We start from the raw sequence: 12,781 nt of genomic DNA, 5'->3' as shown, positions 1-12,781 counted from the left end.
GCCAGCTCCCACATTTAGATCGCGGGGCTACAGGGAGATTGTCGTCGGCTGTCAGGCCGCCTTCGCAGGCAAGCCAGCTGCCACATTTGGATCGCGGGGCCACAGTGAGATTGTCGTCGGCTGTCGGGCCGCCTTCGCGAGCAAGCCCGCTCCCACATTTGGATCGTGGGGCCACAGTGAGATTGTCGTCGGCTGTCAGGCCGCCATCCACTACAATGCCCTCCATTCAACCCCGGGGGGCTTCATGGACATCGAACTGGCACGCACCTTCCTCGAAATCACCCGCTGCGGCAGCCTGGCCGCAGCCGCCGAGAAACTGCACGTCACCCAGACCGCCATCACCGCGCGAGTCAAAAGCCTCGAAAGCCAGCTAGGCAGCACACTGTTCGTGCGCAACCGCGCCGGCGCCAGGCTGACCGCCGACGGCGAGGCCTTCGTGGTATACGCCAACCAATTGCTGCAAACCTGGGAAGCGGCAAAACGCGACCTGCCGCTGCCCGATGGCTACCGCAACGTGCTGCATATCGGCGGCGAGGTCAGCCTGTGCAACCCATTGATGCTCGGCTGGGCCCAGGCCCTGCGTCAGCATCTCCCCGGCCATGCGCTGCGCACCGAAGTACGCGAAGGCGAGTACCTGTTGCGCCAGCTGGAACTGGGCGTGCTCGACGCCGCGCTGGTGTTCCAGCCGCAGTACTGGCCGGGGTTGCAGGTGGAGCAAGTGCTGGAAGAAAAACTGATCCTGGTGCAATTGGTGAGCAATCCGGCCCCCTACGTGTATATCGATTGGGGCCCCGGCTTTCGCCAACAGCACGATGCCGCCCTGCCCGACAAGGCCCGCGCCGCGCTGAGTTTCAACCTCGGCCCGCTGGCGTTGCAGTACATCCTGGAAAACGGTGGCGCCGGCTACTTCCGTACCCGCGTGGTGCAGAGCTACCTGGACAATGGCGTGATGCAGCGCGTGCCCAAGGCGCCGGAGTTCAGCTTCCCCACTTACCTGGTGTATTCACGGGCGCGGGATTCGGCGGTGTTGCAACAGGCACTGGGGTTGCTGCGCGAAGTGGTCAAGGCTGAAAGTGACTGGTCGCAGCGCTGGGACCCATTGATTTGAATCACCCTCCCCCTGCGCGCATGCTAGCCTGCGAGTGTTTCCTTTTGCAGCCTTACCGATGAACAAGAAAAAGTCCGTCACCATCAGCGATATCGCCAAACGCGTCGGCATGACCACCATCACGGTGTCCCGGGCGTTGAGCAAACCCGACTTGGTCAAGCCGGCCACCCTGGCGCGCATCCTTGAAGTGGCACGGGAGATGGACTACGTGCCCAACGCCTTCGCACGCGGGCTCAAGCGCAGTGAGAGCCTGATCATCGGCGTGATCACCGCATCGGTGGACAACCCGTTCTACAGCGAAATGATCAAGGCGATTTCCCGCGAGGCCAAACAGCACGGCTACACCATCATGCTGGTGGACACCGATGAGCTGGAAGAACTGGAAAGCAAGGCCGTGGATACCCTGCTGGGCTACCGTGTGGCGGGGATCATCCTGTCGCCGGTCTCGGATGAGCCGAGCTATCAGCCCGACTACCTTGAACGCCTGGCCAACGGCAAGACCCCGGTGGTGCTGCTCGATCGCACGATCCATGACAGCCCGTTCAGCCGCGTGGTGCTCGACAACTACCACAGCGGCATCCAGGCCGCGCATTACCTGCTGCGCCAGACACCAAATCTCAAGCGCCTGCTGGTGCTGACCGGCCCCGAGCACTCACGTATCACCGTCGAGCGCCTCAAGGGCCTGCGCGAAGTGCTGGCCGAACACCCGCAGGTAGAGGTCGCGGTGCAGGCCGGCGACTACACGCTGATGCCCTCCTACCTGCACACCCTCGACTACCTGGCCGAACACTCGGCGCCAGACGCGATCATGGGCTTCAACCAGTTGATCACCCTCGGCGCCCTACGCGCACTGCGCATGCACAACATCGCCCACGACAGCCTGACCATCTGCGGCATCGACCGCCTGCCCTTCGCCGATATCTTTGGCGTGCCCATCGCCTGCGTGGCCCACGATGCGTCCCTGGCCGGCAGCAGCGCGGTGCGGCTGCTGCTCGACCGCCTGGAAGACCCGTTCAAGCCACGGGACAAGGTGGTAATCGCCGGCCAGTTGGAAAACGGCTAGCGACTGGTGTAACCGCCGTCGATGGGCAAGCTGACGCCACTGATCATGCTGGCGGCGCGACTCAGCAGGAACAGCACCGGCAAGGCCACTTCCACGGTTTGCGCAAAGCGCCCCAATGGAATGGCCGCCAGCGCCGGGTCGCGCTTGGCCGGCTCGGACCAGGCCATGGCTGCCATCGGCGTGAGCGTCACCGTGGGGTTGACACTGTTGACGCGTATGCCAAAGCGACCCCACTCGGCGCATTGCACACGGGTGATCGCATCCAGCGCGGCCTTGGACGCGCAATAGCCAAGGTGATCGTCCAGGGCCACCAGCGAGGCCTGGCTGGAAACGTTGACGATGCTACCGGCGATCTGCGCTTCTATCATCTTGGCCGCCACGCGGCTGGCGACTTGCGCGGCGGCACGGGCATTAACCTGCATCACTTGGTCGAAGGCTTCGGCGCTGATGGCGGCGGCGGGCTCCAGGCGCGAAATGCCGGCGCAGTTGACCAGGCCATGCAGCGGCGGCAGGTCGTGCAGGGCTTTGTCGAGGGCGGCGCTGTCGGCGATGTCCAGGCAGAGGGTGTGGCAACCGAGTTGGGCCAGAGCTTGCGCGTCGCGGCCAAGGGCGAAGACTTCAGCGCCGCTGGCGATGAGCTGTTGGGCGATTTCGCGACCGATGCCGCTGCTGGCGCCGGTGACGAGGATACGGTGGTGGGTGAAGTCGAAGGCTGCGTTCATGAATACACATCTCAAAAGCAATGAAGATCCCCTGTGGGAGCGGGCTTGCTCGCGAATGCGGTGGATCCGCCAATGAATCTGTTGACTGACACACCGCATTCGCGAGCAAGCCCGCTCCTACATTTTTGGACTGTGTTGAATCAGTTGGTTTGCAGGTTATGCATGATCGGTTTCAGCGCGGGATACAGCTTCAAGTACTCGGCAAACGCCCGGTCATAAACCCCGACGTTTTCAACCTTGGGCTCCGCCCGCAGCGCCAATTGCACCCACCCTTTGTCCATCTCCCCATCACTCACCAACCCCACCGAATGCGCCGCCAACAACGCCGCACCCAACGCCGCCTCCACCTCCTGAACGATGGTGTACACCGGGTACTGCGTAATATCCGCGATGATCTGCATCCACAAATCCGAATGGCTTGCCCCACCCACCACAATCAAGCGCGGGTCCAGGGAATGCGCGCCACGGGTGCCCGCTTCGATGTTGTGCCGCAAGGCAAAACTCACGCCCTCCAGCACCGCGCGATACAGGTGAATGCGGCTGTGGTAAAGGTTCAAGCCGACAAAACTGCCACTGGCACGGTCATCCCAAACCGGACTGCGTTCACCCATCAGGTACGGCAGGAACAACAGGCCTTCGCTGCCCGCCGGGAGGTTCATCGCACGCTGCTCCAGCAGCACCAGGCTGTCCTGGCCGGTAACCTTGGCTTGTTGCTCTTCGGCCTGGCAGAACTGCTCGCGAAACCAGCTGACCGAGGCACCGGCCGTGATCGCACCGCCGAAGATGTACAGGTCGCGGTGGCCGTTGTAGACGTGGGGCATGCTGACCAAGCCGTGATGGGCGTCCACCTGTTGGTTCAGGTAACCCCAGCACATGCTGGTGCCGATCATTGCCACGTGGTTGCCCGGCTGGGTGACCCCTGCGGCCAGCGTGGCCATGGCAGCATCGACGCCACCGGCAAGCAACGGCGTGCCAGCTTGCAGGCCCAGGCGTGTTGCCCAGGTGTCGAGCAGGCCACCCACCACCTCCCCTGAATACACTAGCCGCTGCGGCATCATTGTCTGGGGAATGCCCAGCGCATCCAGCATCTCCCCCGACCAGTCACGCGCCTTCACGTCGTAGACACCGCCGATATTGCCGGCGCTGCTATGGTCCACCGCCAACTCCCCGGTGAGGCACCAATTGATATAGCTGTTGGGCGGCAACAGGTAGCGGGTGTTCGCCCACACCTCAGGCTGGTGCTGCTTGAGCCAGAGCATCTTGGTGAAGCCATAGTAGCTGTCCACCGAATTGCCGGTGATCGCGAACAGCCGGTCCAGGTCAACCTGCTCGCGTACCCAGGCTACCTGCTCGCCGGCGCGGCGATCCATCCAGATCAGGCACGGGTGCAGCGGCGTGATCTGCGCATCCACCGCAATCCCCGAGCCGCCGTACAGGCTGCTGATGCACAATGCCTTGACCTGTTCCGCCGCCACGCCGGCCTTGGCCATGCACTGCGCCACACAGGCCTCGACCGCATCCAGCCAGACCTGAGGCCATTGCTCGGCCCAGCGCACTTTCGGGGTATCCACACGATACCCCTGGCTGTGCTGGGCGATGATCGTACCTTGACCATCCACCAGCAGCGCCTTGGTGCTCTGGGTTCCTATATCGACACCCATCACGTAGTTCATTTTTCAGACCACCGGCTTCAACAGCACCTTGATCGACTTGGTCGAGTTCGCCAGCTCGAAGGCTTCGGCCCAGTCGTCCAGCGGGAAGTCATGGGTAACGATGCCCTTGGACGTGACCAGGCCGCGCTCGAACAGGTCGATGGCGATCGGGTAGCAATACGGCCCGAGGTGGGCGCCGCGTACGTCCAACTCCTTGCGATCGCCAATGATCGACCAGTCGACGCTGGTCTCGGCACCAAACACGCTGAACTCGACAAAACGCCCGAGCTTGCGGATCAGGTCCAGCCCCTGGGTCACGCCGGCCGGAACGCCGGTGGTTTCGATGTACACGTCGCAGCCATAGTTGTCGGTCAGGCCATTGATGATCTCGCGGGCGTTGTCCCGCGACGGGTTGATCACCACATCGGCGCCGAACTTCTTCGCCAGTTCCAGGCGCTCGTCGACCATGTCGATCACCACCAGTTTCTTCGGCGTCTTCAACGCAGCGACCTGGACCATGCACAGGCCAAGGGTGCCGGCACCGGCGATCACCACCACGTCATCGAGCTGGATATCGCCGCGGTTGACGGTATGGATGGAACAGGCCATCGGTTCCACCAGCGCCGAGTCTTCCAGCGACACCGACTCGGGGATTTTATGCACGATGGCGGTCTTGGGAATCCGCATGTACTGGGCCATGCCGCCTTCGGCCACTTCACGCTGGAAGCCGAAGATGTTGTGCACTTCGCACATCCAATACTTGCCCGACTTGCAGAAACGGCACTTACCGCACGGCACGATCTGTTCGGCGATCACCTTGTCGCCCACCGCGACTTCGAAGTGCTCTTCGGCGCCCTCGCCCGCTTCCACCACATAGCCGAAAAACTCGTGGCCCGGCACCACCGGCGCCTTGACCCACGGGTTGTCGCCGCCCCAGAACATCGCTGCGCCCGAGTGGCACTTGCAGTCACTGGCGCATATGCCGCAGGCGGCGATGCGGATCACCAGTTCATTGGCGCGTGCCTGGGGTTTGCCGATGCGTTCCAGGCGATAGTCTTTGGGGCCGTGGCAGACGACGGCTTGCATTTCGGTGTGCTTGTCCATGGTGTCGAGTCCTGTTCTTGTTAGGAGTTTATTTGTGGCGCTGACGGCTGATAAAAATCGCCAGCAAAATGATCCCGCCCTTGATGACGCTTTGGACGTAGGGCGAAACGCCAAGCATGTTCAATCCGTTGTTCAACACGCCGAGCAGCATGGCGCCGAGCAACGTACCGACGATCACGCCGCGCCCGCCGGCAATCGAGGCGCCGCCGAGCACCACCGCAGCAATCGCATCCAGCTCGAACGACACGCCGGCATTCGGCTGGCCACTCATCAGGCGTGAGGTGAGTACCAGCCCGGCAATCGCCGCCGTCAGGCCGCTGATGCCATACACCAGCAGCTTGAAGCGCGCTGCGCGCACGCCGGACAAACGCACGGCTTCTTCATTGCCGCCGATGGCGTAGATGTAGCGGCCGATGCGTGTGTGTTGCAGCAGCACATAGGCGACCAGGTAGGTGAGCAGCATGATCAGGATCGGCACCTGGATGCCGAACAGGCTTTCGCGGCCGAAGAACGCAAACCAGTCCGGCAAACCGGAAATCGGATAACCGTCGGTGTACATCAGGCCCAGGCCACGGGCGATGCCCATGGTCGCCAGGGTGACGATGATCGGCGGCATGTGCAGGTAGGCCACGAACAAGCCGTTGCCGATGCCGAAGGCCACGCCGATCAACATGCCTGCGCCAATCGCCAGGCCCGGCGGCAGCCCCGCGACCATCAACCCGGCCGTGAGGGTGCCGGACAAGGCCATCACCGGCCCTACCGACAAATCGATGCCGCCGGTGAGGATCACGCAGGTCATGCCCACCGCGATGATCGCGTTGATCGACACCTGGCGGGCAATGTTCGACAGGTTGCTGGCAGTGAGGAAGGTGTCGCTGGCAAGGATCATCACCAAGGTCACCACCACCAGCCCCACGAACGGGTAGAAGGCCGGCGAGCGCACCAGCCGCGCCAGGTTGAGGCGCAGCCGGCTGCTGTCGCCGGTACTAATGGACGTATTCACTTGAGCCCCCTGTTGCATGGCGCATGACCTCTTGAGGATTGACGGCGGACGCTTCGAGTAGCTTGACGATGGCGCCCTTATGGAACACGGCGACCCGGTCGCACATGCCGATGATTTCCGGCAACTCGGAGGAAATCATGATGATTGCGTAGCCCTGCTCGGTAAGGCTGCGCATCAGCGCGTAGATCTGCGCCTTGGCCCCCACGTCGATGCCACGGGTGGGCTCGTCGAACACCAGCACATCGCAGTGGTGGTTGATCCAGCGCGCGATCACCACCTTTTGCTGGTTGCCGCCGCTGAGGTTGAACACCCGGCTTTCGCTGCTGGGAGCCTTGATCGACAGTTGCTTCATCAGGCCCTCGACACTGGCGCATTCGCGGTTTTTGTCGATCAGGCCCGAAGCGTTCTGGTATTTGGGCAGGTTGTTCAGCGAGATGTTTTCGCGAATGCTGAAGTCGGTGATCAGCCCTTCGCTCTTGCGGCTTTCCGGCAGCAGGCCGATGCCATGGGCCAGCGCCTGGGCCGGGTCGTCGAGGGTGATTTTCTCGCCGCGCAGCCACACGTCTTTGCTCACCGACGGCAGCGCGCCCATCATGCCCAGGGCCAGTTCGGTGCGACCGGAACCGACCAGTCCGGCAAAGCCGAGGATCTCGCCCTTGTGCAGTTGGAAGCGGTTGTGGGGCCCGTTGCGCACCAGCTGGATATCCTTGACCTCCAGCAACAGCGGGCCGCGTTCGCGGGTCGGCTTGGGCGGAAAACTGCATGCCAGGCGACGCCCGACCATCATCTCGACCAAGTGATCGATATCACTGTCGGCCACATCGGTAACGCCGACATTGCCGCCGTCGCGCAACACGCTGATGCGGTCACACACCTGGAAAATCTCCTCCAGGTGATGGGAGATGAAAATCACCGCCACGCCCTGGCGCTTGAGCTCGCGCATGATCTCGAACAGCAGTTCCGCCTCACTGGGCGTGAGGGTGGCGGTGGGTTCGTCAAGCACCAGCAGGCGCGCATCCAGGGCCAGGGCCTTGGCGATCTCGACAAACTGCTGCTCGGCCACGCTCAGGTGCTTGACCGCACATTGCAGGTCGATGGTCACGCCCAGGCGCTTGAACAAGGCCTCGCTGGCCTCGACCATTTCGCGCTTGCGCAGCAGGCCGAAGCGGTTGCTCAGCTCATGGCCGAGGAAGATGTTTTCCACCGCCGTGAGGTAGGGAATCAGGCTGAATTCCTGGAACACGATGCCGATACCGGCGGCAATCGCATCGCGATAGGTCGCGAACTGCTGCGCCTGGCCATCGATCAGGATCTGGCCCTCGTCTTGATGCTCGACGCCGCCGAGGATCTTCATCAGGGTCGATTTGCCCGCGCCATTTTCGCCGAGCAAGGCATGGATCTCGCCGCGCTCGACTTGCAGGTTGATGGACTTGAGGGCCTGTACCCCCGGGTAACGTTTACAGATGTTTTCCAGCTTCAGAAGACTGCTCATACCGCCGACCTCGTATTCAGAAGGATGACCTGGGCCCCACGGATTGTGTGGGGCCTGGGTGATTTACCAGCTGAAATCCTTGGCTTTGGCCTGGTCGATCAGGGTGATGTCCACCGGGAGGGTGGCCGGCACCTGCGCGCCCCACTTCCTGGCCAGGGCAATGCCCAGGGCGAGGCGGATCTGATCGCGGGGGTATTGCGCCGAGGTGGCAATGAATTTGCTGCCGGGCTTCTGGATCGCCTTGATCGCTTCCGGTGCACCGTCGACGCTGACCAGTTTCACGTCCAGGCCGCTGGCTTCGATGGCCGAGAGCGCACCGAGCGAGCCGTTGTCATTCACGCTGAAAATGCCCTTGAGGGTGGGCTGGGCCTGCAACATGTTCTCGGTGACGGTCAGCGCCTGGTCACGCTCCTGCTTGCCGTTCTGGATGCTGACAATCTTGATGTCCGGGTGCTTCGCCACGGCCTCCTTGCAGCCGCGCACGCGCTCGAGGATGGGCACCACGGCGATGCCGTCGAGGATCGCGATATTGCCTTTGTCGCCGATGTTCTTGGCCAGGTATTCACAGGCCTGGAAGCCGGCGTCGAAGTTCTTCGAGCCGACGAAGGAATCCAGCGGGCCGTCCGCCTGGGCGTCCACCGCGACGACCACCACACCCGCAGCGTGGGCAGACTTGACTGCCGATTGCACGCCGACCGAATCCGTGGGGTTGATCAGCAGGATATCGATGCCTTTTTGCAGCATGTCTTCAACGTCACTGACTTGCTTGGACACGTCGTGGCGGGCGTCGGTGATGATCAGTTTCGCGCCGATGGTCGCCCCGGCTTCTTCAAGGGCGTTTTTCATGGTGACGAAATAAGGGTTGTTGATTTCCTGGAAGGACGCGCCGATACGAATCGGCTTGGCAGCGTCGGCAAAAGCAGGAGCAGCGGTGCCGAGGGTGATGCTTACAGCCAATAAACACAGGGTTTTCGGAAGCATTTTCATGGCGTGGTTCTCTGTTTTGTTTTTATTGTTAGAGCAAATGTTATCGTTAACATTTTGCCAAAAGCTAACAAGTAAATTCGGCAGGCGCAAGGGGCCACTGGTCGGTCGCGATCGAAATGTAGGAGCGGGCTTGCTCGCGAATGCGATGAGCCAGTCACCCAATGGAGTGCCTGACACACCGTTTTCGCGAGCAAGCCCGCTCCCACATTAGATTGGTGTACCACGCAAAAACTCGCACAAATTCGAGTACCAACTAAGCTCACTCTCCAACAAAAAGCCGCTGAGCTGCCCGCCATGGCCCACCCCACCGAGACCTTTCGCGCCCGTTACCGCGCCAACGTCGCGCCCCACTACAACCCCTGGCTCCACGCCAGTTTCGTGTTCGGCTACGGCGTTGCCTGCATCACCCTGGCCTGGTCATCCACTGCCCATATATCCGCATTGCAATGGCTGACCGTGCCCGCGACCCTGGTGTTCTTCAACCTCTGCATCTACCTCGTACACCGCCACCTCGGCCACCACAAACACGCCTTGGCCCGCCTGTTCTACGCACGCCACACCGGCGACCATCACAGTTTCTTCACCCCCGGCCACATGACCTACGACAGCCCCCGCGACTGGCGAGTCATCCTGTTCCCGGCCTGGCTGATCGTGCTGCACAGCCTGGCAATCACCCTGCCCGCCTGGTGGTTGCTCAAGCAATTGAGCCCCAACGTTGCAGGGCTGTTCGCCGGGTGCATGATCCTCGGGTATTTACTTTACGAAGTGTTTCACGCCTGCGAGCACCTGCCCGCCGAGCATCCGGTAGCGCGCTTGCCGTGGATCCGCCAGATGCACCAACTGCACGCCCTGCATCACCGTCGTGAACTGATGCAGGGGCGCAACTTCAATATCGTCCTCCCTTTGATGGATTACCTGTTCGGTACCCTGCACTGGGAACCGAGCACCCCGGACAACCAGGAATCGTCATGAGCACCCGTCCAAAAAAACTGCGTCATCTGCTGTTTGTACTGTTTCTGGCGGTGATCGCCTTCCTGCTGTTGATGCCCACGAAGGTGCAACCGGTTAATTGGACACCGCCCAAGGCTCCGTCGATGAAAAGCGGCCCTTACGCCGAAAACCAGCGCCTCAAGGGCGTGCAGAGAATCGGCGCCCAGGACATCGCCGGCCCCGAGGCCTTGCTGCTGGATACTCAGGGCTACCTGATCAGTGGTTTGCATGACGGACGCATCATCCGCACCTCGCCCGACAGCCGCAGCCTGGAAGTATTGGTCAATACCGGTGGGCGGCCCTTGGGCCTGGCGCTGCACCCGGATGGACGCCTGATCGTTGCCGACGGGATCAAGGGCTTGCTCGCCCTGGATGCCAAGCGCCAGCTCACCACCTTGAGTACCAGCGCCAACGGCGTGCCCTTTGGCTTTACCGATGACGTCACCGTAGACGCGAGCGGGCGTTATGCCTACTTCAGCGACGCGTCGAGCCGCTGGGGTTATGGGCAGGACGGTGAAGCGGTGATCGAACATGGCGGCGATGGTCGGCTACTGCGCTATGACTTCAGCAACGGCACGACCGAGGTGCTGCTGGACCAGTTGCAATTCGCCAACGGCGTTGCCTTGGGCCCGGATGAAAACTTTGTGCTGGTGAATGAAACGGGCGCCTATCGCATCAGCCGTTACTGGCTCAAAGGCGAGCGCGCCGGTACCCATGACCTGTTTCTCGACAACCTGCCCGGACTGCCGGACAACCTCAGCTTCAACGGCCAGGACCGCTTCTGGGTAGCGCTGTACTCACCACGCAATCCCTTGCTGGACAGATTTGCCGGCTATCCATCGCTGCGCAAAGTGATGGTGCGGGCGCTGATGGTGGTGCCCAAGCCTATCGAGCACAAAGCCTTTGTGCTGGGGTTGGATACCGAAGGCAAGGTCATCGCCAACCTGCAGGATGGCAGCGCGGGGAACTACTCGCCGATCACCACCGCGAGGGAGTACGGAAACTGGTTGTACCTGGGCTCGCTGACGAGCACGAGCATGGCGCGCCTGCCGTTGGACCTGGCATTGGCGGGTGAATAAAAAAGGGGCAGCCTCGTCAGGCTGCCCCTGCTTACTTACACCGTTGAATCAGTGGACGATGTTCTGGGTGCAGATGTGCCCGAAGGTCACGTAAGGCACGTTCTCGCCCCCCACGCCCACACCCGGGAACTCGTCCAGCTCGATACGCCAGCCGCCGAAGTTGAAGGTGGTGTCCCAGGTGTAGGTGACACCGGTGCTGCTGTCCGGGTACTGCACACGGTTATCGCCGAAGCACTCACCGATACCGGCACTCGCCTGGGATGTGCCCGCACTGTTGGTGGTGGCCTTGAAGTCGGTCCAGTGGAACTCGGCACCGTCGAAGCGTTTGTCGATGCGCAGGACCGGCGTGACACCCAACAGCGGTGCGCCCGTGGAGTCGGACCAGTTGGTGGTCCAGTTCACCGTACGTGCGGCCTGGGTCGCCATCCAGAAAATCGACGCGGGTACACGCACGATATTGTCGCCCTTCACATCCGATGTGTTCAGCCGCGGCGTAGAGCCCAAGCTCAACTGGTACTGCTTGGTCGGGTCTTGTACCGCCGCCGGGTTGGCCCGCACACGCACCTTCACGGTAGTGCCCGGCGTGACACTCGGGTAGGTGGAGGTCGAACCGGCAGGGATGGTGACCCAATTGACGCCGTCAAAACGGTCGAAGATCCATTGGTTGCGACTGCCGCTCGCGTCACCGGCCAGGTACATGCTCACGCTTTGGCCACGCACCGCCTTGAAGTCGAAGTAATCGACATCGTTAGCGTTGTCGAGGTTGCCGGTCACCTTGTTCATCGAGTCCGGCAGCACAAAGGCGGTTTGCGGCGAGTCATTGGGCTCGTAGGCGTCGATGTTGGTGTCCACCGCCACGCCAAAGCTGAACTGCGAGTTATTGGCAACCTTGGCGACCATGTACCAGTAGTAGTCACCGGCCGGCAGCACACCGTTGAGATACTCGTCGGCATTGCCCGCCGCATCCGAGGAACCCACCACGCTCAGGTTGCCCTGGCCGTCGTCCTGAAACAGGGTCAACGACATGTCGCTGCCCGCACTCTGGTTGACCAGTTGCACCTGGATCCGCGCGTTCTCAGGCAGATTGAAGTGATAAGCGAACTCTTCACCTTGAGCCACCCCGGTGATGGTGTACAGCGTGTTGATATCCAGAGTCGGGAACAGGGGTACGAAGGCCGCAACGGCAGCGCTTTTCAGCTCGGCCTGGCCGGGCTTTTTCAACTCGCCGACCACGGTGTTGAAAGGCGCGGATTTGACGGACTGAGTGACAGCCTTGGACTGGCCGGTCTTGGCCGCCTGGAGTTTTTGCTTGAGGCTGGCCGGGACCTTCGCCGCGTCCAGCTTGCCACCGGATTTGAGCGCTTTGTCCACGGCCTGCTTGACCGCTTCGGCGCTGAGTTTCTGAGGGGTTTGCTCGGCCAGGGCAAAGGCCGAAACGAAGCAGGAGGCTGCCATGGCTGCGCCCAGCATAAAGGCGTTTTTCGATTTCATTTTTTATCCATCCATAGTTAAAAAGTGAAGCTCAGGTGACATCCGGTCACCTGGGATGGAATGTAGGACAGTACTGGATGGATGTACAGC

Annotated in this window: 11 protein-coding genes; 4 read left to right on the top strand and 7 right to left on the bottom strand. The window is 61.8% G+C overall.

Translation table 11 applies throughout. The features are described 5' to 3' along the window. Window positions 1–244 precede the first annotated feature (244 nt). Together AC4PS7_RS16280 and AC4PS7_RS16275 are read left to right on the top strand one after the other, a co-directional pair. Window positions 245–1,108 carry a LysR family transcriptional regulator gene (locus AC4PS7_RS16280; protein ID WP_010209295.1) on the top strand — a complete coding sequence of 288 codons (864 nt, stop codon included), beginning with the start codon at window positions 245–247 and terminating at the stop codon, window positions 1,106–1,108. Between the two features lie 58 nt (window positions 1,109–1,166). Next, window positions 1,167–2,171, top strand: a complete 1,005-nt coding sequence (locus AC4PS7_RS16275) for a LacI family DNA-binding transcriptional regulator (protein WP_010209294.1) — start codon at window positions 1,167–1,169, stop codon at window positions 2,169–2,171. Here the strand turns inward: AC4PS7_RS16275 and AC4PS7_RS16270 are convergent. From AC4PS7_RS16270 to AC4PS7_RS16245, 6 genes are all read right to left on the bottom strand, one after another. Further along, window positions 2,168–2,893 carry an SDR family oxidoreductase gene (locus AC4PS7_RS16270; RefSeq protein WP_021492873.1) on the bottom strand — a complete coding sequence of 242 codons (726 nt, stop codon included), beginning with the start codon at window positions 2,891–2,893 and terminating at the stop codon, window positions 2,168–2,170. The two genes, AC4PS7_RS16275 and AC4PS7_RS16270, sit on opposite strands and share 4 nt — an antisense overlap. A 140-nt stretch (window positions 2,894–3,033) precedes the next feature. Next, on the bottom strand, window positions 3,034–4,566 hold the full coding sequence (locus AC4PS7_RS16265) for an FGGY-family carbohydrate kinase (RefSeq protein ID WP_042572063.1): 1,533 nt from the start codon (window positions 4,564–4,566) through the stop codon (window positions 3,034–3,036). Window positions 4,567–4,569: 3 nt separating this feature from the next. Continuing rightward, complete coding sequence (locus tag AC4PS7_RS16260; RefSeq protein ID WP_010209291.1) at window positions 4,570–5,649, bottom strand: erythritol/L-threitol dehydrogenase; 1,080 nt, start codon at window positions 5,647–5,649, stop codon at window positions 4,570–4,572. 28 nt (window positions 5,650–5,677) lie between these two features. Then, window positions 5,678–6,670, bottom strand: coding sequence for an ABC transporter permease (locus AC4PS7_RS16255; protein WP_010209289.1), 993 nt, complete (start codon window positions 6,668–6,670; stop codon window positions 5,678–5,680). Beyond that, window positions 6,636–8,144 (bottom strand): sugar ABC transporter ATP-binding protein, encoded by a 1,509-nt coding sequence (locus AC4PS7_RS16250; RefSeq protein WP_010209288.1) that lies wholly within the window; start codon window positions 8,142–8,144, stop codon window positions 6,636–6,638. The genes AC4PS7_RS16255 and AC4PS7_RS16250 overlap by 35 nt, the downstream gene beginning before the upstream one ends. Before the next feature lie 63 nt (window positions 8,145–8,207). Beyond that, window positions 8,208–9,131: a substrate-binding domain-containing protein gene (locus tag AC4PS7_RS16245; RefSeq protein ID WP_010209287.1), complete on the bottom strand. Its 924-nt coding sequence runs from the start codon at window positions 9,129–9,131 to the stop codon at window positions 8,208–8,210. Between the two features lie 294 nt (window positions 9,132–9,425). Here AC4PS7_RS16245 and AC4PS7_RS16240 point away from each other — a divergent pair, with 294 nt between their 5' ends. Next, window positions 9,426–10,103: a sterol desaturase family protein gene (locus tag AC4PS7_RS16240; protein ID WP_021492875.1), complete on the top strand. Its 678-nt coding sequence runs from the start codon at window positions 9,426–9,428 to the stop codon at window positions 10,101–10,103. Further along, window positions 10,100–11,200: an SMP-30/gluconolactonase/LRE family protein gene (locus AC4PS7_RS16235; RefSeq protein WP_010209284.1), complete on the top strand. Its 1,101-nt coding sequence runs from the start codon at window positions 10,100–10,102 to the stop codon at window positions 11,198–11,200. The genes AC4PS7_RS16240 and AC4PS7_RS16235 overlap by 4 nt, the downstream gene beginning before the upstream one ends. A 48-nt stretch (window positions 11,201–11,248) precedes the next feature. Here the strand turns inward: AC4PS7_RS16235 and AC4PS7_RS16230 are convergent, their stop codons facing one another. Next, window positions 11,249–12,691 (bottom strand): PPC domain-containing protein, encoded by a 1,443-nt coding sequence (locus tag AC4PS7_RS16230; RefSeq protein WP_069672510.1) that lies wholly within the window; start codon window positions 12,689–12,691, stop codon window positions 11,249–11,251. Between the last annotated feature and the right edge of the window lie 90 nt (window positions 12,692–12,781).

The organism is Pseudomonas sp. DW-iso3, assembly GCF_058725305.1.
This window is presented reverse-complemented; position numbering and strand designations above follow the sequence as displayed.

Excerpts from the sequence above, each read along its gene's own strand:
- AC4PS7_RS16230 (WP_069672510.1), bottom strand. The coding sequence starts at position 12,691 with ATGAAATCGAAAAACGCCTTTATGCTGGGCGCAGCCATGGCAGCCTCC.
- AC4PS7_RS16250 (WP_010209288.1), bottom strand. The coding sequence starts at position 8,144 with ATGAGCAGTCTTCTGAAGCTGGAAAACATCTGTAAACGTTACCCGGGG.
- AC4PS7_RS16235 (WP_010209284.1), top strand. The coding sequence starts at position 10,100 with ATGAGCACCCGTCCAAAAAAACTGCGTCATCTGCTGTTTGTACTGTTT.
- AC4PS7_RS16265 (WP_042572063.1), bottom strand. The coding sequence starts at position 4,566 with ATGAACTACGTGATGGGTGTCGATATAGGAACCCAGAGCACCAAGGCG.
- AC4PS7_RS16255 (WP_010209289.1), bottom strand. The coding sequence starts at position 6,670 with ATGCAACAGGGGGCTCAAGTGAATACGTCCATTAGTACCGGCGACAGC.
- AC4PS7_RS16270 (WP_021492873.1), bottom strand. The coding sequence starts at position 2,893 with ATGAACGCAGCCTTCGACTTCACCCACCACCGTATCCTCGTCACCGGC.
- AC4PS7_RS16240 (WP_021492875.1), top strand. The coding sequence starts at position 9,426 with ATGGCCCACCCCACCGAGACCTTTCGCGCCCGTTACCGCGCCAACGTC.
- AC4PS7_RS16260 (WP_010209291.1), bottom strand. The coding sequence starts at position 5,649 with ATGGACAAGCACACCGAAATGCAAGCCGTCGTCTGCCACGGCCCCAAA.
- AC4PS7_RS16275 (WP_010209294.1), top strand. The coding sequence starts at position 1,167 with ATGAACAAGAAAAAGTCCGTCACCATCAGCGATATCGCCAAACGCGTC.
- AC4PS7_RS16280 (WP_010209295.1), top strand. The coding sequence starts at position 245 with ATGGACATCGAACTGGCACGCACCTTCCTCGAAATCACCCGCTGCGGC.
- AC4PS7_RS16245 (WP_010209287.1), bottom strand. The coding sequence starts at position 9,131 with ATGAAAATGCTTCCGAAAACCCTGTGTTTATTGGCTGTAAGCATCACC.